Annotated in this window: 18 protein-coding genes and 1 riboswitch; of the genes, 7 read left to right on the forward strand and 11 right to left on the reverse strand. The window is 29.5% G+C overall.

The window, feature by feature from the left end:
- Nucleotides 1-9: 9 nt before the first annotated feature.
- From ACTG48_RS17905 to ACTG48_RS17925, 5 genes are all read right to left on the reverse strand, one after another.
- Complete coding sequence (locus ACTG48_RS17905) at nucleotides 10-2,250, reverse strand: ATP-binding cassette domain-containing protein (protein WP_479917584.1); 2,241 nt, start codon at nucleotides 2,248-2,250, stop codon at nucleotides 10-12.
- A 356-nt stretch (nucleotides 2,251-2,606) separates the two neighbouring features.
- Nucleotides 2,607-3,797, reverse strand: a complete 1,191-nt coding sequence (locus ACTG48_RS17910) for an MFS transporter (protein WP_479917585.1) — start codon at nucleotides 3,795-3,797, stop codon at nucleotides 2,607-2,609.
- 71 nt (nucleotides 3,798-3,868) lie between these two features.
- Nucleotides 3,869-4,621 carry an NADPH-dependent oxidoreductase gene (locus tag ACTG48_RS17915; protein WP_479917586.1) on the reverse strand — a complete coding sequence of 251 codons (753 nt, stop codon included), beginning with the start codon at nucleotides 4,619-4,621 and terminating at the stop codon, nucleotides 3,869-3,871.
- Between the two features lie 40 nt (nucleotides 4,622-4,661).
- Complete coding sequence (locus tag ACTG48_RS17920; protein WP_479917587.1) at nucleotides 4,662-5,147, reverse strand: flavodoxin; 486 nt, start codon at nucleotides 5,145-5,147, stop codon at nucleotides 4,662-4,664.
- A gap of 49 nt (nucleotides 5,148-5,196) precedes the next feature.
- Nucleotides 5,197-5,427, reverse strand: coding sequence for a hypothetical protein (locus ACTG48_RS17925; protein ID WP_234781150.1), 231 nt, complete (start codon nucleotides 5,425-5,427; stop codon nucleotides 5,197-5,199).
- 139 nt (nucleotides 5,428-5,566) lie between these two features.
- Between ACTG48_RS17925 and ACTG48_RS17930 the strand changes: the two genes are divergently transcribed.
- Both ACTG48_RS17930 and tnpB read left to right on the forward strand, forming a co-directional pair.
- A complete protein-coding gene (locus tag ACTG48_RS17930) occupies nucleotides 5,567-6,307 on the forward strand; it encodes a LysR family transcriptional regulator (protein WP_021386140.1) in 741 nt (246 codons plus the stop codon).
- A 620-nt stretch (nucleotides 6,308-6,927) separates the two neighbouring features.
- Entirely contained in the window at nucleotides 6,928-8,037 is a 1,110-nt protein-coding gene (gene tnpB / locus ACTG48_RS17935; protein WP_479917588.1) for an IS200/IS605 family element RNA-guided endonuclease TnpB, read from the forward strand.
- A 481-nt stretch (nucleotides 8,038-8,518) separates the two neighbouring features.
- On the opposite strand, the gene ACTG48_RS17940 is transcribed toward tnpB, so the two are convergent.
- From ACTG48_RS17940 to ACTG48_RS17965, 6 genes are all read right to left on the reverse strand, one after another.
- On the reverse strand, nucleotides 8,519-9,319 hold the full coding sequence (locus ACTG48_RS17940; protein WP_479917589.1) for a PIG-L family deacetylase: 801 nt from the start codon (nucleotides 9,317-9,319) through the stop codon (nucleotides 8,519-8,521).
- A 279-nt stretch (nucleotides 9,320-9,598) separates the two neighbouring features.
- Nucleotides 9,599-10,474, reverse strand: a complete 876-nt coding sequence (gene hslO / locus ACTG48_RS17945) for an Hsp33 family molecular chaperone HslO (RefSeq protein ID WP_021386186.1) — start codon at nucleotides 10,472-10,474, stop codon at nucleotides 9,599-9,601.
- A 273-nt stretch (nucleotides 10,475-10,747) separates the two neighbouring features.
- Nucleotides 10,748-11,494, reverse strand: a complete 747-nt coding sequence (locus tag ACTG48_RS17950) for a class I SAM-dependent DNA methyltransferase (protein ID WP_021386219.1) — start codon at nucleotides 11,492-11,494, stop codon at nucleotides 10,748-10,750.
- The gene (locus tag ACTG48_RS17955) at nucleotides 11,481-11,726 is read right to left on the reverse strand and encodes an alpha/beta-type small acid-soluble spore protein (RefSeq protein WP_021386217.1); all 246 of its coding nucleotides are present in this window, start codon (nucleotides 11,724-11,726) and stop codon (nucleotides 11,481-11,483) included. Before ACTG48_RS17955 ends, ACTG48_RS17950 begins: the two co-directional genes overlap by 14 nt.
- 130 nt (nucleotides 11,727-11,856) lie before the next feature.
- Nucleotides 11,857-12,975, reverse strand: a complete 1,119-nt coding sequence (locus ACTG48_RS17960) for an N-acetyldiaminopimelate deacetylase (protein ID WP_479918806.1) — start codon at nucleotides 12,973-12,975, stop codon at nucleotides 11,857-11,859.
- Between the two features lie 205 nt (nucleotides 12,976-13,180).
- Nucleotides 13,181-14,374: an L-serine ammonia-lyase gene (locus ACTG48_RS17965; RefSeq protein WP_021386175.1), complete on the reverse strand. Its 1,194-nt coding sequence runs from the start codon at nucleotides 14,372-14,374 to the stop codon at nucleotides 13,181-13,183.
- Between the two features lie 322 nt (nucleotides 14,375-14,696).
- On the opposite strand from ACTG48_RS17965, the gene dapA (ACTG48_RS17970) reads away from it, so the two are divergent.
- The 5 genes from dapA (ACTG48_RS17970) to dapD all read left to right on the forward strand — a co-directional run bounded on the left by dapA (ACTG48_RS17970) (nucleotide 14,697) and on the right by dapD (nucleotide 19,734).
- Nucleotides 14,697-15,578 (forward strand): 4-hydroxy-tetrahydrodipicolinate synthase, encoded by an 882-nt coding sequence (gene dapA / locus ACTG48_RS17970; protein WP_479917590.1) that lies wholly within the window; start codon nucleotides 14,697-14,699, stop codon nucleotides 15,576-15,578.
- Nucleotides 15,579-15,655: 77 nt separating this feature from the next.
- A riboswitch (Lysine riboswitch) is annotated at nucleotides 15,656-15,829 on the forward strand.
- A gap of 177 nt (nucleotides 15,830-16,006) precedes the next feature.
- On the forward strand, nucleotides 16,007-17,008 hold the full coding sequence (locus ACTG48_RS17975; RefSeq protein ID WP_479917591.1) for an aspartate-semialdehyde dehydrogenase: 1,002 nt from the start codon (nucleotides 16,007-16,009) through the stop codon (nucleotides 17,006-17,008).
- 116 nt (nucleotides 17,009-17,124) lie between these two features.
- Complete coding sequence (dapA, locus tag ACTG48_RS17980; protein WP_254478790.1) at nucleotides 17,125-18,012, forward strand: 4-hydroxy-tetrahydrodipicolinate synthase; 888 nt, start codon at nucleotides 17,125-17,127, stop codon at nucleotides 18,010-18,012.
- Nucleotides 18,013-18,078: 66 nt separating this feature from the next.
- Nucleotides 18,079-18,828: a 4-hydroxy-tetrahydrodipicolinate reductase gene (gene dapB / locus ACTG48_RS17985; RefSeq protein WP_479917592.1), complete on the forward strand. Its 750-nt coding sequence runs from the start codon at nucleotides 18,079-18,081 to the stop codon at nucleotides 18,826-18,828.
- Between the two features lie 189 nt (nucleotides 18,829-19,017).
- On the forward strand, nucleotides 19,018-19,734 hold the full coding sequence (gene dapD, locus ACTG48_RS17990; RefSeq protein ID WP_021386275.1) for a 2,3,4,5-tetrahydropyridine-2,6-dicarboxylate N-acetyltransferase: 717 nt from the start codon (nucleotides 19,018-19,020) through the stop codon (nucleotides 19,732-19,734).
- Nucleotides 19,735-19,836 lie beyond the last annotated feature (102 nt).

The following is a 19,836-nucleotide window of genomic DNA, read 5'->3' on the forward strand; positions in this document are numbered from 1 at the left end:
TTTTATTTATTATACTATATACTTTGCTGTTAATGATACTCTATTATTGCTCAATTGTTTTGGAGTTCCTTGAAATATTACTTTTCCACCTTTTGTTCCACCTTCAGGACCCATATCAATAATCCAGTCAGCTCTTTTAATTACATCTATATTATGTTCAATTATTATAACCGTATTTCCATTATCTACAATTTCTTCAATTATAGTTACAAAATTTTCAATATCAGCCATATGAAGTCCTGTTGTAGGCTCATCCAATATATACACTGAACTTTCCTTGTTTAATTCGCTAGCAAGCTTTAACCTTTGACATTCTCCACCAGATAAGGTATCAAGAGTTTGCCCTAAAGTAAGGTATCCTATGCCCATTTTTTCAATACATTGTAATTTTGTTTTAATCTGCTTTAGACTAAAAAATTCAATCGCATCTGATACAGACATTTCAAGAACTTCTATTATATTCTTCCCTTGAAACTTATATTCTAAAACTTCTTTTTTAAATTTTTTCCCTTCACAAATATTACAAACGCTCTTTATACTATCCATAAAGGCAAGATTCATCTCTACTATTCCAGACCCTTTACAATTATCACAAGCTCCTTCTGAATTTGAGCTAAATAAAGAAGAATTCACTCCATTTGTTTTTGAAAATATACTTCTTATATTGTTCATAATGCCACTGTATGTTGCTAAACTTGACCTTGAATTTGCTGACACAGGGCTTTGGTCTATAAGCACAACATTAGGATTTTGCTTTAAGAATTCATCCTTAATTAAGGTACTTTTACCTGCTCCTGCTACTCCAGTAACTAAAGTAAATACACCCTTAGGTATTTTAATAGATATATTTTTCAAGTTATTTTTATTACAATTTTTAATTTCTAAATATCCTCTAGCTTCTCTTACATTTTCTTTGATAGTAAGAGATTTACTTAAAGCATTTCCTGTCACTGTCCCACTTGTAAGTAAATTTTCATAACTTCCTTCATACACAACTTCTCCACCATACTTACCAGCTTTTGGACCTACATCTACAATATGGTCTGCAATCTTAATGACATCTGGGTCATGTTCAACAACTATAATTGTATTTCCTTTATCACGTAATTGTTTTAAAAGTTTATTTAATTTATATACATCTTTAGGATGAAGACCTACACTTGGTTCATCAAATATATACATTAAATCTACAAGATTACTATTCAGATATTTAACCATCTTTATACGCTGAGATTCACCTCCTGATAGAGAAGATGTCTCTCTATCTAAACTTAAATACCCAAGACCTATATCTATTATACTATTTAATTTTTCTATTATTCCCTTAAGTATAGGTTGGGCTTCTGGTTCATCTATATTTTTAATAATTTCAACTAATTCATCAATTTGCATACTAGTTAAATCTGCTATGTTATAGCCATTAATTAAAGACTTGTACACCCTTTCATGAAGTCTCCTTCCATTACAAACAGGGCATTTGTCTTCTATAAGAAGTTTACTCATTTTTTTCTTCGTAGCTTCAGAGATTTCTCCTTCTTTACTTAAATATAGACGATTAAACTTAATCAACAATCCTTCATATGTCATATTAGTTTGACCAGCATTTTCTCCTTTAATCTTTTCTGCTTCACCATATAAGAATTTTTCTAACTCTTTTTCTGAATAATCACAGATTTTTTTATCAAGGTCAAAGTATCTTGATTCAGCAAATATATTCCAGTGCCAAGAACCCACTCCAAATCCTGAAAGCAATATGGCACCTTCATTTAGTGATTTATTCGTGTCAAGAATATTATTCATATTAGGCATTAGCTTTTTTCCAAGTCCATGGCAGTCTGGACACATACCATAGACATTGTTAAAAGAAAACATGTTAGCATTACCTATACGTTCACTGCCAAATCTTGAATATAAGGTTCTTAAAAATGAGTTTACATCTGTAATAGTCCCTAGAGTTGACCTTGAATTGCCACCAAGTCTACTTTGGTCTACAATAATTGGGGTTGATAGATTCTCTATACAATCAGCTTTAACTTCTCCATACTTAGGTAAAAAACCTCTTATAAAAGTGCTAAATCTTTCATTTAACTGGCGTTGGGATTCTTTTGCAATTGTCTCGAATACAATAGATGATTTTCCGGAACCTGATACACCTGTGAATATAGTTATTTTTCTTTTAGGTATTTTTAAAGATACATTTTTTAAATTGTTCTCTTTGCACCCTTTTAAAATTATAAATTCATTATTCATATTTTACCTCCTACATTGTTTCTATTTAGATTCTTTAGAGTAAATCATAGTAATAGCTATAAATAAGTAAGATACTATTTCTATTAAATTACTTTTTCTTGTAAATACAGGTTAAATTATAACATGTAAATTTTATCTGGTAGTATACTGGAGGGCTTAATATTTATAGAAAATAAATTTATTTTATATAAACACTATTGAATCTATTTTATATAAATATCATAATTATATAGATACTAAATTATGTAAAGTTCTTAAGTTAAAAACTTTATATAATTGTATTAATTACAAAAAAAGTATCTTATCTATAATTCTAAAATCATAAATAAGATACTACATTTCATATATGTGTAAAATCAAGTTTCACTACTATTTTTTGATAATATCGTCTTTAAACTTTCTCTTAATAAAACTGAAACTATACCTAATATTAAGAACATCAATCCACCTAATACAACATATTTTGTCCCTAATCCCGATATAAATAATCCACATACAGCTGTAGCAGTTGTTATTCCTAGATTGGATGCAGTTAAGTATAATCCATTAGCAAAATCAGCAGCTTCTGATGCTACAGATGCAATCCAGTATTGATTAATATTAGCAGCTATACCAGCTAATACTCCCCATGCCAAAGTAATTAACATCATTGGTAAGCTAAACTGACCTAATAAGAATAATACTATGTATACTACTACCATTGAAAAAATAAAATATTTTATAAGTCTTATAGGATTCTTGCTAAGTGATTTTCCTGCTATAAGATTTCCAATAATATTTGCCATACCATATATCAATAACATTACACTAATTATCTTTTCAGGCAAATTTGTTACACTTTTAAGATACTCAGCAAAATAACTATACACTCCAAATATTGAGCCATTTATTAAAATTACAGCCATAATAGAAAACCAAACAATCGGTTTTTTTAATACACTTAATTGAGCTCCATAAGAAAGTCTTTTTTCTACAGGCATAGATGGCACAAATATTAATGTAATTACAAATGCTATAGCATTTACTATAGCAAAGAATGACATAGCCACTCCTAATGAAACTGTGTTAGCAATAAAATTGGCTACTGGTACACCAATTACCATACCTGCTGATACTCCAACCATTACCCTAGCAACAGCTTTTGGCGCTTCTTCTTCACTTACTGATGCAGAAGCTGTTGAAAATGCAAGTGAGCAGTATATTGGTTGTAAAAAACCACATATTACACGAGCAATTAATAAGACTGTAAAACTTGAAGTAAACACTGATAAAATGTTAGCTAAAAGAAAAATTCCAAGAACAAATAGCATCGCCTTTTTGCGGTTTACTCCTGAGAATAATAAGGGCATAATTGGTCCAGATATTGCAATAGCAAGGGCAAATAGACTCACAAGAAGTCCTGCCTGAGAGATGCTAACATTAAAATTATCAGCAATTATAGGTAATATACCTATAATTCCCATTTCAGTATTTAAAATTGCAAATACTCCAAAAGTTAATATAAATATAAACAGGTTATTATGTTTAGTCATAAGTATTTTTTTCATCCACCTTTATAATTTTTATTCTATTTTAAAATAATCAATTCATTGTATTTTAATAAATTTATTTTAAAATCTTATTTTTTATCATTAACAAATCCTTGTTTACTTAGCGTTTTAGAAATTTGTGGATAATGGTTATAAGGATAACAGTAAAAATCAGTTACAAGCTCTGTCCAATTAGATATAAGATTATTGTATGGTCTCTCTTTTAAATATTTAGCATAGGTTTCATCATACTCTTTTATTAACTCATGTAAATCATGATTATAAACTTCCTCAAAATAGACTGCATTTTTAGGCAAACGTGGTTTTAAATCAGGATTCTGAGCAGAATATCCAATACATAAACCTAAGATAGGAATAACGTATTTAGGTAAATTTAACTCTTTAATTACTTCTAAAGCATTTAAACGTACATCTCCAATTACTACAGTTCCTAACCCAAGCGATTCAGCCGCTACAACTGCTGTACCTAAAGCAATACCAACTTCATGAGACCCTACAATTAAATTATCAATATCTTTAATAACTTTATCTATAGACTGATTTTTTTCCTTACATACAAGATATGTTCTATAATAATCAGCACAAAATACAAGAAACACAGGCGCTTCTTCAATGTGCTTTTGATTACCACAAAGTAATGCAAGTCTTTCTCTACGTTTTATATTTTTAATAGCAATGACTGATACATGCTGAATATTAACCCAATTTGGCGCTGATTGTACTGCTTTTATAATCTGCTCTAAAAGTTCTTCACTTATAGGTTTGTCTAAGTAAGAACGGATAGAGCGATGTGAAAGCAGTGCTCCTATAACTTCATTCATAATTATTTACATCCTTTTCTATAGTATAAAAATATTTAAACTAGCTTCTAAAACCATTTTTTTCCAACCATTTTATTATTTCAGATTCTGAATTTTTACCACCACTTTCATAAATTTCAAGTGGATTTAAAATATTTGAATCATTACAAAATGTACGTATATCTGAAACAACATGACCTAGACCACCACCACCATTGGTACAAAATGGAATTATAGTCTTACCTGACATATTATTTTCATATAAAAATGTTGCAACAGGAGGAGCCATAGTGTTAAACCAATTTGGAGTACCAATAAAAACTATATCGTAGTAATCAATATTTTTACATTCCACAGCTAATTTAGGTTTATATCCTTCTTTAACTTCTTTATTTGCTTTTGTCTCACATTCATTATAGTCATTTGAATAACCTTGTTCTGGTTCAACTTCAAATAAATTTCCACCAATTATATTTTGGATTTGTTCAGCGATTTTTCTAGTATTCCCTGTATAGGAAAAGTATGCTATCAGTATATTATTTTTCATATTATCACCCTTCTTATTTGTAATTTGTAGTTAACTAATTTAAAATAATTTATTTTTTCTGCATCATATTAAAAATTAGAAAATCAAGACAATCTATCTTTTTTTGATTTTCGTGTACCTTATGAAGTAATGAAGTTCTTTGACAAGACAATAAACGTAATTGCTCTTTGATTTTTCCATCTTTTTTTAATTGTAAAAACTTATCAATCATATTAGAGTCGCAACCTGCATCTTTAAGATTACGAATTACAGTAATATTTTCCTTTGCTATTTCACTCAACATAACACCTCCTTTTCTTAATTAATTCTAATACTATTTTTAGTCTATAGCAAATACTTATATCTTATATTCAGATATACTTGACAAGCATTTCTAATAACTATATGATAAAGAAAATTGATAAAAAGGAGATTTACATATGGAACTTAGAGTTTTAAAATATTTCCTTACAGTATCTAGAGAAGGAAGTATCACAAGAGCTGCAAATTTTTTACATGTTACACAGCCTACAATTTCCAGACAACTTAAAGAACTTGAAGAAGAATTGGGTAAAAAACTTTTTATTCGAAGTAACCACAATGTAACACTAACAAACGAAGGAATGCTTCTTAGAAAAAGAGCTGAAGAAATTATTGAAATGGTTGAAAAAACAGAATCAGAGTTTAACTCAATGGAAGAAACTATTTGTGGTGATGTCTATATTGGTAGTGGGGAAACAGATGCGATGAAATATATTGCTGATATTGTAAAAAATTTACAAGAAGATTATCCAAGTATACATTATCATCTTTATAGTGGAAATTCAGAGGATGTTACTGAAAGGCTTGATAAAGGATTATTAGATTTTGGAATTTTAATTCAACCTGCTGATATATCAAAGTATGATTATATTAACATGCCTGTAAAAGATATTTGGGGAGTAATTATGCAAAAAAATAGCCCACTTGCTACAAAAGAAACTATTAGCCGTAAAGATTTATTAGATGTACCTCTTATTTGTTCAAGACAAGCTATACTCCAAACAATATCAAAAAATGAATTTGCAGAATGGTTTGGAAGAGACTTTGATAAATTAAACATTGTTGCTACTTTTAATCTTGTATATAATGCAGCCATAATGGTAGAAAAAGGTGTAGGCTATGCTATAACTATTGATTAAAAAATAGCTACACACACTTGTGACTTTAGTCGTGAGTTAGTAGCTAAAGTAGTCAGCATATAGGGAAACTTATATGTAGAGATAGGATAGAACCTATCCAATACTACTTGAATTGCTGGAAACCCCTAAAGCTAACCAAACTAAAACATAAGGATGAAATAAACCTAAGTGTGAAAGTTACGAAAGTAGAAAAAATTGGTTAGATGGTATAAGGTTAAATCCTAAGTACTTTAAAATGGGCAATCAGCAGGTAAGCTCCGAATAGGAGAAACTTCAACGACTATTCCTCTTGAGGGAAGTACATTACAAGCTATTGGTAGTGGAAGTGGGTAGACCTTAACGGATAATGCCGAAGGATAAGATATAGTCTGTGCTTGCATGAAAATGTAAGAAGTTCATAAGAGAACTGCATAGGTAGTAGCGAACTTATGTGAACGACAACCTCAAAAATGATAAAAGTTAGGACTTACGGTTCTTAAATATGTTATTTAGAAATAAATATAAAAACCTTCTAAATAATTGTTTTAAATAATTACGTTTGTTAATATTATAATGGGTGATGAAAAATAGAAGTTACTCGGATATGTATATTAATAATCATAAAAAACAATTAAAGTGAGGTGATAGTAGTGGAAAAAGCTTATAAGTTTAGAATGTATCCAAATAAAAAACAGCAAGAGTTAATTAACAAAACTTTTGGATGTTGTAGATTTGTATATAATAAGTATCTTGCTAAAAAAATAGAAGTTTATGAAAGTGATAAAGAAACTTTTACTTATAAACAGTGTAGTTCTGATTTGACCAATTTAAAAAGAGAATTAAAGTGGCTTAAAGAACCTGACAAATTTTCACTACAAAACACCTTAAAAGATTTAGAAAACGCATATAAAAAATTCTTTAAAGAAAATACAGGATTTCCTAAATTTAAATCAAAGAAAACTAACAGATTTTCATATAGAACTAACTTTACAAATGGAAATATTATGTACTTTAGTCAATATATAAAATTACCTAAACTTGGTATGGTCAAAGTAAGGGATAAACAAGTACCTCAAGGGAGAATACTTAATGCTACAGTATCCAAAGAACCAAGTGGTAAATATTATGTATCATTATGTTGTACTGATATAGATATTGAAGCATTTGAAAATACTAATAATCAGATAGGTTTAGATTTAGGAATTAAAGAATTTTGTATCTCAAGTTGTGGACAATTTATAGAAAATCCTAAGTATCTTCAAAAGTCATTAAACAAACTTGCTAAATTACAAAGAGAATTATCGAGAAAAACAATTGGTAGTTCAAATAGAAATAAAGCAAGGTTAAAAGTTGCAAGACTTCAAGAACATATAGCTAATCAAAGGAAGGATTTTCTACAAAAACTATCTACTAAATTAATACGAGAGAATGATATTATTTGCATAGAAGATTTACAAGTAAAGAATATGACTAAAAATCGTAAACTATCTCGTTTAATTTCTGATGTGTCATGGTCAGAATTTATTCGTCAATTAGAATATAAGGCTAATTGGTATGGTAGACAAATTGTAAAGGTAGGTAAATTCTTTGCAAGTTCACAAATATGCAATAAATGTGGGTACAAAAACAAGGAAATGAAGAATTTAAGTATAAGAGAATGGATTTGTCCTTGTTGTAATGAAACTCACGATAGAGATATAAATGCAAGTATAAATATACTAAAAGAAGGATTAAGACTAATAGCAGTTTAAAATAGATAACTTATGTAAGAACCGTAGGAACTACGGGGATAGCCTGTGGAGAATTGGTAAGACATATTTTAGTATGCGAAATTCTATGAAACAGGAACCCTGTGACTTTAGTCATGGGAGGTTCAGAAATTAGTCAATACAACTGAGAATAGCAACCTTTGCTTTAGACCTTTAGAGCCAAATCTTGAATCAGGCTTAAATATTGTATGGAAAAAGTATCAAGTTTTTTCACCTGCTGCTGAAATATTTTTAAAAAAGATGCAAGAAAATTTTACTATATAGAGAATAATTTATTAAGTGTATTTACTTATAAAAATGAGCTAGTCTAAATTATTTCTTAAGTGCTAAAATATGTAGTAAAAATGCCCTTAGAATTTAATTATTTAGATTCTAGGGGCATTTTATATGTTATTTAAACATATTTATTTTTTATATTATTTAATCTCCATGCTAGAGTATCTCCATCTGTTAATATTAACAATTAATCTCCACTTAACACAGATGTAAGCTCAGGGTCATTTAAAAGATGTTCAAAATAGCTATGTGCTGAAATATATCCTATTCCATACATTTTACGTTTTGAATTTACAACCTTATATTCATAACATGCACTCTTGACTTTATTGTAGTCATTAAAATCCACTGCTTTATAGATAGCTCTTTCATTTCTTGGTATATACTTTACATATTTCGGCTTGATAAAATACAAGTCGTCTTTTATCTTACGCTCACGTTTAAGCTTCTTTAAAACTTCTCCATTTTTTCTATGCATTATATGGTCATCATACTTATAATGATGAGCTATATGAGTAACATCACCCTTAAATTTATGCTCAAAATCCAATATAGTCTTCTTCATTAACTCATAATGTGTTCCTTCTTTTTTATCTATATCTGCAAGTATAATTACATTTTGAGATTTCACTCCAAGTTCTTTCAAAGCAGATTTAAATTCATTATTTCTAAGCTCTTCTTTTTGCTTTCTAGTCAGATTTCTAAATTTAGTATTAGCCTTAAAAACGTTAACCCCAGAACCATCTGATACTAGTACAACATATACATTATTAACACCACACTGTTTTATAGCATCTACAATTGCACTTCCACCCCATAGGACTTCATCATCTTGATGTTGAGGATAAAATACTGCTACTGACTTAAGCTTCCTGCTATTACTCTTAGGAATAGGCATTTCAAGTTTTCCATTAAAATTCTTCGCAATTAAAAATATCATTAATAATATTAATATACTTATGCCTATGTGCTTTGTTTTATTTTCCATATTTAAAGTTTTCTCCTTCTTATTAATTCAAATATATGATAAACCTTTGTGGCAAATAGGTTGAAATACACAAATTATTTTACAATATTTTATAGTTTCATACAATCTTTGACACGAGCTATAATAAAATAAAAAAGCCTTCTAACCGTAACATTGCAAATATTACAGCTAGAAAGCTTCTTAATTCTTAAAATTTATTAAGCTTATTTTTAATCTAAACATGTCTATTTTAGATAAATTATACTTTAATTACTATATAAATACGACTATTTTCATAGTCTACATTTCTTTTAAAACTTCAAGTAACTCTTCTTCACTATACATGTACTTCTTATTACAGAATTGACAACCAACTTCTGCTTTTTTGTCTTCTTCTATTATTTCAGCTAATGATTTTTTACCTATTGCAACTAAAGCAGTTTTTACTCTTTCCTTTGAACATTCACACATAAATCCAACTTCACAAGTATCAAGTATCTTAGGCTCTAAACCATCTAAAACAATACTTAATATATCTTCTGGTGATTTTCCTTCTTTTAACAGATTCGTTACTGAAGGTAATTTAGCTACATTTTCCTCTAATTTAGCAATCGTCTCTTCTTCTGCATCTGGCATCAATTGAACTATAAATCCTCCCGCAAACTCTACTTCTTCTTCTTTTGTAAGTACACCTAAAGCTACTACTGATGGAGTTTGTTCTGATACTGCAAAGTAATAAGTAAAGTCTTCTGCAATCTCTCCACTTACCAATGGATAAGTACCATTATATGGCTCTCTAAGGCCTAAGTCTTTAATAACTTTTACAACACCTTCTGTACCTACTGCTGCAGCTACATTTAACTTACCATTTGGATAGTCTTCAACTTCTACTTGTGGATTTCCTACATACCCTTTTACCATACCTTTAGAATCTGCTGTTGCAATAATAGTTCCAATTGGGCCTCCACCTTTTATTATTACAGTCAATTTATCACTATCATTTTTCATCATTAGTCCCATTATAGATGTTGCAGTTAATGTTCTTCCAAGTGCTGCTGTTGCTACTTTTGTAGTTTCATGTAATCTTCTAGCTTCTTCCACTGTGTTTCTAGTAGTTGCAACAAATGCTCTAACTTGACCATTTCCTGATGTTGCTCTTAATACATAATCTCTCATTTATATTCCTCCATATTTCGTTAATTATCTAATTTCAATATATTACTATTTTAATTTCAATATATAAATACTTACCTATTTTAACCTTAGATAATAGTTCTTCTATATTAGATTTACTCTCAATCTATAAAACTTTATAATTATCAAAAAGTAATGGTTCATAAAACGTAATCACTTTGTTTTAATATATAAACCTGTATTTGTTGTATTTTTATATGACATTTATCTTCTATATACAAATATATACAAAATTTTTTTACATACAAAAATATCTTATTTTTTACATACAAAAAATATCCTTTGACTTTCTTCATTAGGTTCATCAAAAGTAAAATCTCCATAAGATTTTATATATTTAAACCCAGATTCTTTAAGCATATCAACTATTTCATCTTCAGTATACGCTCTTTGTTGATGTACTTCTTCAAATCTTTCAAACTTTCCATATTCATCTTTAATAAAAAATGTAAGCTCCATTTCAATTAGATTTTCTTCATCATCAAAGTAATTTTGCCACATATATGCTATATCTTCTCTATTTTCACCATACATATTATTTCCTAATATATTGGCTAATTTATAAAATGAGCTTATATCAAATATAAATATTCCATCTTTTTTTAATAATTCATATGTCTTTGAAAATACATTTTCCAAATCATCATCATAGGTTATATAGTTGAATCCATCACAAGCACAAAGCACACAATCTAAATCAGATATTTCAAAATCTAGTTCTGATATATCTTGTTGAAGTAAAACCAATTCTACTCCTTCTTTTTCTGCTTTTTCTCTTGCTACACTAAGCATCTCATCAGATATATCGATGCCAGCTATATCATAATCTTTTTTAGTTAATGGAATTGTAAGATTACCTGTACCACATGCCAATTCCAATATATTTTTTACTTTTACACCTTCATCATCTATTATATCTTCTATATATTTAACCCAGCCTTCATAATCAACTTCATTCATAAGTTCATCGTATACAAACGCAAAATCGCTATATTGACTCATCCTTTTTATTCTGCCCCTCCACAATCTTTTTCAGCCTCTTTTTGCGTGATGTAAGCATACCTCCGATTCTTCCAGCTTCCTTAGCTGTAAGCCCTGCCCATCCACGTTCTCCAACTTTGTCCATAAGACCTAGTTCTGAGGCTATCTCATATTTCATTATATCATCATTTGTCAATATTTTAGTATTCTTGCCATTAGTTATCTTCTTTTCTCTTTGCATATTTTCTTTCAAAAAAATCACCCCTTCTTATTTGTATTTTTGTCAATTAAAAGAAATTTATACAAATATGTAAGGGGTATTTATCAATTCACATCTTTTTAAATTTAAGTATCTCTACTTTTTAATATTTATAAATTACTTCTTAATTTATAGCTTCTTTATATTTCAATAATTTTGCATAAACATTCAGTGCATTTACACATATCTTTTCATCAAAATTAAAGTTTATATTATGAAGGCCATTTACAAATCCTTTTTCCTCATTTTTTGAACCTAACATAAAAAATAAACCTGGAACTTCTTTTTGATAGTAAGAAAAATCTTCTGATATCATAAGTGGCTCTAATTCCACAACAGTATCATTTCCAACAGCTGATACAAATTCTTGATATAAATCCTTGTCATTTTTAACAGCAATATAATCGTCTATGATATTTATATTAACTTTACAGTTATAAGCTACTTCAAACCCTCTAGCAAGTTCTCTAACTCTAAGTTTCATTTTCTCATACACTTCTGGGCTGAAACATCTCATAGTACCTTCCATCTTTATGTTCTCAGCTATTATATTTCTTCTAGCCCCACCTTCAATTCTACCAATAGTCAACACTGCATTGTCTATTGGACTTATATTTCTTGATACTATAGTTTGAAGTGAACTTATAAAGTTTGAAGCTATTACTATCCCATCAATCCCATTTTGTGGCATAGCACCGTGCCCACTTTTAGACACTATTTCTATGTCAATATCTCCTATTTGAGCCATAAAGTATCCTTCTCTTGTACCAACATAACCTTCAGGTAACTCTGGATATATATGAAGCCCATATATTTCATCAACATTATATTTTCTAAGCACACCTTCATTTATTAAAGCTTTTGCTCCCCCTGGCCCTTCTTCTGCTGGTTGGAATATGAATACTATATTATCATTTAGCTCTTCTTTATTGTCATTTAAATACTCAATTAACCCAAGTAATATAGTAGCATGTCCATCATGACCACATAAATGTTTTACACCCTCTTCGCTATGAAGCCCATCTATATCAGCTCTAAAAGCTATATCTTTTTTAGGTCTTTTACCTTCTATTATACCTACTATACCTGTTTCTAAATAAACTTCATATTTAATTCCCAATTTGTCAAGATAATCTCTTATGTACTTTGAAGTCTTATATTCTTTTCTTCCAATTTCTGCGATTGGGTTTAATGCCTTTCTATGTTTATAAAGTTGCTCTTGTAAATATGATGCCTCTCTCATGTAATCTCCTCCAAATTCTAATTTATTAAAAAATATTTCTATATCTCTCATAATTAAAATATTATATAACAAACTATACTAATTAAAAGTAAAAAATTAAATTTAATATAAAAATATTTTGCATTATTAAATAATTCACCATTAATAATAATTCCCCTGTTTCATAAATCAAAACAGGGGAATTATTAGTTAAAAATTTTATTTTTTAGCAAGAGAAGAAATGTTTAGCAAGTCCACCCTTAGCAGTTTCTTTATACTTATCCATCATGTCTATACCAGTTTCTTTCATTGTTTCAACAACTTGGTCTAAGGAGACAGAATGTGAGCCATCAGTTAATAATGCATAATTAGCTGCATCGTAAGCTCTTTGAGCTGCCATTGCATTTCTTTCTATACATGGAATTTGAACGTATCCATATACAGGGTCACAAGTCATTCCTAGATGATGCTCAAGTGCTATTTCTGCTGCATATTCAATGTGGTCTATAGTCCCACCTTTTAAGTATGCTACTGCCGCTGCTGCCATAGAACAAGCTGCACCAACCTCACCTTGACACCCTACCTCTGCTCCAGATATTGATGCATTAGTTTTTATTATATTTCCTATTATCCCAGCTACAAGTAGAGCTTCGATTATTTTTTCGTCATCATACTTATAAAAATCTTGCATTGCAAAGAATATTCCTGGAATTACACCAGCAGAACCACAAGTTGGTGCTGTAACTATTATATTACCAGAAGCATTTTGCTCTGACGCTGCCAGTGCATATGCGTATACAAGCGTTGAGAAATTCTTATCTTTTTGGTATGCATTATAAAATGTACTTGCTCTTCTTTTTAATAATAGTTTACCTGGTATTATCTCATCTGTGCTTAGTCCATCATCAATAGATTTTCTCATAGCATCTTTTATAGTTGTTATATAATCTTTTATGTCTTTTGGTTCACATTCCAACACAAAATCTACTAAAGTCTTATTATTTTCCTTACACCATTTTACTATTTCATCCATAGTATCTAGGTGATATATACTGTTACTTTTGCTATTTCTCTGACCTTCTTCTGCTATAGTTCCTCCACCTACAGAGTATACAGTCCATTCAGCTGTTACATTTCCTTCTTTATCTAAAGCTTCAAACTTCATTCCATTTGGGTGAAAATCTTTTATAATATCTTCTTCCCAAACAATTTCAACTTTTTTAGGTGCTATAGTTTTTTCAATTATATAGTCAGTTAAGTGACCTTTTCCTGTAGCTGCCAAACTACCATATAATATTGCTCTAAAACTTTCTGCATCTGGGTTTTCATTTTTAAATCTTTCTGCTGCTCTTTGTGGCCCCATAGTATGAGAACTTGAAGGCCCACTTCCTATTTTAAAAAGTTCCTTTAAAGTATCCATATTATTCCTCCTAAATTTTCCGTATTATTACTTATTATTAGATTTTACGCACATATTTATTATAACCTAAATATATTAATTATTAGTTATTAAATTCGCATAAAATTTATTTTTTATTTCCATTTTGGTATATTTTATTAAATTAATATGCATATTTTGAGAATAAAACATTTATTTCAAATTTTTGTAATATTAATATAATATAAATATCTTATTTAAACAGTTAAGATATTAACTATACCTATTAAAATTAATTAATTTGTACTATAATTATTATTGTACTTAAAAAATTAAATTTAGATAAAAAAGGAGATTTGATTATATGTTATTTAAAGGTTCTGCTGTTGCTTTAGTTACCCCATTTACAGAGGATAATAATGTCAACTTTGAAAAATTAGGTGAATTAATCGAATACCACATTGAGAATGACACAGATGCACTAGTTGTTTGTGGAACAACAGGTGAGGCAACTACTATGAGTGAATCTGAAATTTTTGCTGTAATAAAATATACAGTTGAAAAAGTTAACAAAAGAATACCTGTCATTGCAGGTACTGGTTCAAACAATACTATGTTGTCTGTTCATATGAGTCAAGAAGCTGAAAAATTAGGAGTCGATGGTCTTTTAATAATAACTCCTTACTATAATAAGACTAATGAAAAAGGTCTTAAACTTCACTTTGAAACAATAGCAAATAGCGTTAAGTTACCAATTATTTTATATAATGTACCTGGAAGAACTAAAGTAAATATAAAGCCATCTGTTGTGGCTGAACTTGCTAAGATAGATAATATAGTTGCTGTAAAAGAAGCTAGTGGAGATTTAGCTCAAGTTGCAGAAATAGCTAAATTAGTACCTAAAGACTTTGCTATATACTCCGGTAACGATGATACTATCTTACCACTATTATCATTAGGTGGAAGTGGTGTTATCTCTGTACTTGCTAACATATGTCCTAAAGAAACACATGATTTAGTAACTAAATTCTTTGAAGGTGATATTGAAGGCTCAAAAAAATTACAACTTGATATGGATGCTTTAATTGCTGCCTTATTTATAGAAGTAAATCCAGTGCCAGTTAAAACTGCCATGAATATTTTAGGTTTTAATGTTGGAGATTTAAGACTTCCTCTAGCTGAAATGGAAGAAACTAATCTAAATGTATTAAAACAAGAAATTACAAATTTTGGATTTAAATTTTAGCAATATTTATATAAATAAGTTGATTTTTTCTTAAATATGTATTATTATTAGAATAATCAAATTTTAATATCCTATTAACCTAGGGTAGAGGTAGCTGTAACTAAGAGTATCCAATAGTAGCTGGCAGGCGTTAATGATTGGAAAAAGGATTTACAGCCGAAGAAAATATTTCTTGCAATTATATTTTCTGGGATTACACATAACATGTGTAATACTGTCACTTATATTATGAGTGATGAGCTACAGGGTTTACTTTGAGTGATAAATTAGACGTACAAAGTATACCTTTGTACGTTTTTTGTATATAATTAAAGTTGTTAATATAATATTAAAGTTTTTGGATATATAAAAATATTAACATATCTTACTTGTATAACTAAAATCAAATAAAATAATGTTTTAATAATTTAAAATTGGGGTGAATTTATATGAAAAAAGTAAATGTAGCGATAGTTGGTGCTACTGGAATGGTAGGTAGAACATTTTTAAAAGTATTAGAAGAAAGAAATTTTCCAATAGAAAATCTATTTTTATTCTCATCTTCTAAATCAGCTGGTTCTAAAGTAGTATTTGGTGGTAAAGAATATATAGTAGAAGAATTGAAGGAAACTTCATTTACTGATAGAGGTATACAAATAGCATTATTCTCTGCTGGAGGAAGTATTAGTGAAAAGTATGCTCCAATAGCAGCATCAAATGGAATCTTAGTAGTAGATAACTCTAGTCACTGGAGAATGGACCCAGATGTGCCTTTAGTAGTTCCTGAGGTAAATCCAGAGGCAATAAAAGAACACAAAGGCATAATAGCTAATCCTAACTGCTCTACTATACAAGCTATGGTTCCTCTTAAAGCACTTGATGATAAGTACAAAATTAAGAGAGTAGTATACTCTACTTACCAAGCTGTATCTGGTTCTGGTGTTAAAGGAGTTGAGGATTTAGAGCAAGGAATGAATGGTAATCCTACTGGATTCTACCCTCATCAAATCTCTTACAATTGTCTTCCTCATATAGATTCATTTACTGAAAATGGATATACTAAGGAAGAAATGAAAATGGTAAATGAAACTATGAAAATACTTAATAATTACGACTTAAAAATAACTGCAACTACTGTAAGGGTTCCAGTAAGAAATGGTCACAGTGAATCTATAAACGTTGAATTTAATAATCCATTTGAATTAGAAGGTTTGGTAAAAACACTTGAAGAAGCTCCAGGGGTTGTAGTAGTTGATAATCCTGCTAATAATGAATATCCAACTGCTGTAGAATTTGACAATAGAGATGAAGTATTTGTTGGAAGAATAAGAAGAGACTTTAGTGTTGATAATGGTGTAAATCTTTGGGTTGTTGCTGATAATATAAGAAAAGGTGCTGCAACTAATGCAATTCAAATAGCTGAAATGGCTTTATCATACGATTTAGTATAATATGCAAAATTGTATAAATATATAATTTTGTAAAATATTAATAATAACACAAAAACAAGCATTAGAAGTAACTGTAATATAAAACACAAAAATAAAAAAGAGGGGATTGATTTTATATGATATTTAAAGGTTCTGCTGTTGCTCTAGTTACACCATTTACAAAGGATAACAAAGTTGATTTTGACAAATTAGGCGAATTGGTTGAATACCAAATAGCTAATGGTACTGATGCTATAGTATCTTGTGGTACTACTGGTGAAGCTAATACTATGACTGATGAAGAACAACTTGCTACTATTAAGTATGTTGTAGAAAAAGTTAATAAAAGAGTTCCTGTTATAGCTGGAAGTGGTTCTAATGATACTATGCACTCAGTTAATCTAAGCCAAGAAGCTGAAAAATTAGGAGTAGATGCTCTATTAATCATAACTCCTTATTACAATAAAGCTAATAAGTCTGGACTTAAACGTCATTTTGAAACAATAGCTAACAGTGTCAAACTTCCAATTATACTTTACAATGTCCCTGGAAGAACTTGTGTAAATATAAGCCCTAGCCTTATAGTTGAACTTGCTAAAATAGATAATATAGTTGCTGTAAAAGAAGCTAGTGGAGACCTAGGACAGGTTGCAGAAATAGCTAGCTTAGTACCAGATGACTTTGCTATCTACTCTGGTAACGATGATACTATACTTCCTTTATTGTCTTTAGGAGGTCAAGGAGTTATATCAGTACTTGCTAATGTTTGCCCTCAAGAAACTCACGATTTAGTAGCCAAATTCTTTGAAGGCGATATAGAAGGTTCTAGAAAATTACAACTTGGTATGGATGCTCTAATCGCAGCTTTATTTATAGAAGTAAATCCTATACCAGTTAAGACTGCAATGAATTTATTAGGATTCAATGTTGGAGATTTAAGATTACCTCTAGCAGAAATGGACCCAGCAAATTTAGAAGTATTAAAGAAAGAATTAGTTAACTTTGGACTAAAAGTTAATGCATAGTAAAAATTGATGCATGGTAAAAAATAAGTTTGGTCAAAAGTTAGCCCTTAATCATAGGAGGAAATTATGTTAAAAGTTATAGCAACTGGTTATGATGGAAAAATGGGTAAGATTTTAGCCGATACTATAAGAGAAGATAGTGAATTAGAATTAGTTTGTGTTGCAGCTAGAGGTATGGATAGCTGTGAAGGTGACCTTAAAATCTATGAAGATATGAGCACTATAGTTGAAAAAGTTGACGTAGTTATAGATTTTTCTCATCACTCTAATTTAGATAATATCTTATCTTATGTTTTAAAAACTAAGACACCTTTAGTAATCGCTACTACTGGATATAATGATGAAGAAATGAACAAAATACATGAAGCGGCTAAAGTTATTCCTGTATTCCAATCATATAATATGTCTCTTGGTGTAAATGTATTAGTAAAATTGGTTAAAGATGCAGCTAAATTATTAGAAGGATTTGATATAGAAATAATAGAAAAACATCACAACAGAAAAGTAGATGCCCCAAGTGGCACAGCTGTTATGATTGCTAACGCTATAAAAGATGTTTTACCAAACGTTGAAAATAATTATGGTAGATATGGTCGTAGTGCGAAAAGACAACCAAACGAAGTTGGTATTCATGCTGTAAGAGGTGGAAACATTGTTGGTGAACATGATGCTCTATTTGCTGGAGATAATGAAGTACTTACAATAAGCCATCAAGCACAATCTCGTGGTATCTTTGCAAGTGGTTCTATAGCTGCTGCTAAATATTTAGTTAAACAAAAACCAGGATTTTATAATATGGACAGCATGTTAGGATAATAACAATAATATAATGAGAATACACAGTATAACTCAAATATATACAATAGATAAATTTATTTGATACTATGCTTATATAATAAAAAATCTGTAAAATAAAATGTAAATAATGAAAAGTAAGTATATACTAAAATTGATAAATAAGTATATAATAAAAGAAATATAATGAAATACAAGGAGAATTAACAAATGGTAAATTTAAACGATGCTTATGAAATAGCAAGATATATAAAAGAAGTTAAAAAGAAAACACCTGTTAAGGTATATGTAAATACTAACTCTTTACATTTCCAATCAACTGATAAATTTAAAGTATTTGGATGCAATGGTTCTTATATATTTATAGGTGACTATGAAGATATAATGGAAGTATTAGATAAACATGGTAAAGATATAATAGATACTCATGTAGAATACGATAGAAGAAATTCTGCTATTCCTCTAAAAAATACTTTAAGTGAACATGCAAGAATTGAGCCAGGTGCAATAATAAGAGACATGGTTACTATAGAAAAAAATGCTGTTGTCATGATGGGAGCTGTTATAAATATAGGAGCTGTTATTGGTGAAGGTTCTATGGTAGATATGAATGCTGTTATTGGAGCTAGAGGTACTCTTGGTAAAAATGTTCATCTAGGTGCTGGAGCTGTTGTTGCTGGTGTTTTAGAACCACCTTCTGCTACTCCTGTTATAGTTGAAGATGATGTTTTAATAGGAGCTAATGCAGTTATTCTTGAAGGTGTTAGAATCGGTAAAGGTGCTGTTGTTGCAGCTGGTGCTATTGTAACTACTGACGTAGAAGCTGGTGCTGTTGTTGCTGGTTCTCCTGCTAAAGTTATAAAAATGAAAGATGAAAAAACGGCTGACAAGACTAAACTTATGGATGACCTTAGAAATTTAGACTAATTAAATAAGTAATGTATAAGCAAAGGGGTGTCTCAACATGAATTTAATTCATTAGAGACACCCTCTTTTTATAATATTTAATTTATTCAATATAGTTTCTTA

The organism is Clostridioides sp. LIBA-6822 (assembly GCF_056688955.1).

Coding starts and splice junctions, on each gene's coding strand:
- ACTG48_RS17905 (WP_479917584.1), bottom strand. CDS start 2,250: ATGAATAATGAATTTATAATTTTAAAAGGGTGCAAAGAGAACAATTTA.
- ACTG48_RS17910 (WP_479917585.1), bottom strand. CDS start 3,797: ATGAAAAAAATACTTATGACTAAACATAATAACCTGTTTATATTTATA.
- ACTG48_RS17915 (WP_479917586.1), bottom strand. CDS start 4,621: ATGAATGAAGTTATAGGAGCACTGCTTTCACATCGCTCTATCCGTTCT.
- ACTG48_RS17920 (WP_479917587.1), bottom strand. CDS start 5,147: ATGAAAAATAATATACTGATAGCATACTTTTCCTATACAGGGAATACT.
- ACTG48_RS17930 (WP_021386140.1), top strand. CDS start 5,567: ATGGAACTTAGAGTTTTAAAATATTTCCTTACAGTATCTAGAGAAGGA.
- ACTG48_RS17940 (WP_479917589.1), bottom strand. CDS start 9,319: ATGGAAAATAAAACAAAGCACATAGGCATAAGTATATTAATATTATTA.
- hslO (WP_021386186.1), bottom strand. CDS start 10,474: ATGAGAGATTATGTATTAAGAGCAACATCAGGAAATGGTCAAGTTAGA.
- ACTG48_RS17950 (WP_021386219.1), bottom strand. CDS start 11,494: ATGAGTCAATATAGCGATTTTGCGTTTGTATACGATGAACTTATGAAT.
- ACTG48_RS17960 (WP_479918806.1), bottom strand. CDS start 12,975: ATGAGAGAGGCATCATATTTACAAGAGCAACTTTATAAACATAGAAAG.
- ACTG48_RS17965 (WP_021386175.1), bottom strand. CDS start 14,374: ATGGATACTTTAAAGGAACTTTTTAAAATAGGAAGTGGGCCTTCAAGT.
- dapA (WP_479917590.1), top strand. CDS start 14,697: ATGTTATTTAAAGGTTCTGCTGTTGCTTTAGTTACCCCATTTACAGAG.
- ACTG48_RS17975 (WP_479917591.1), top strand. CDS start 16,007: ATGAAAAAAGTAAATGTAGCGATAGTTGGTGCTACTGGAATGGTAGGT.
- dapA (WP_254478790.1), top strand. CDS start 17,125: ATGATATTTAAAGGTTCTGCTGTTGCTCTAGTTACACCATTTACAAAG.
- dapB (WP_479917592.1), top strand. CDS start 18,079: ATGTTAAAAGTTATAGCAACTGGTTATGATGGAAAAATGGGTAAGATT.
- dapD (WP_021386275.1), top strand. CDS start 19,018: ATGGTAAATTTAAACGATGCTTATGAAATAGCAAGATATATAAAAGAA.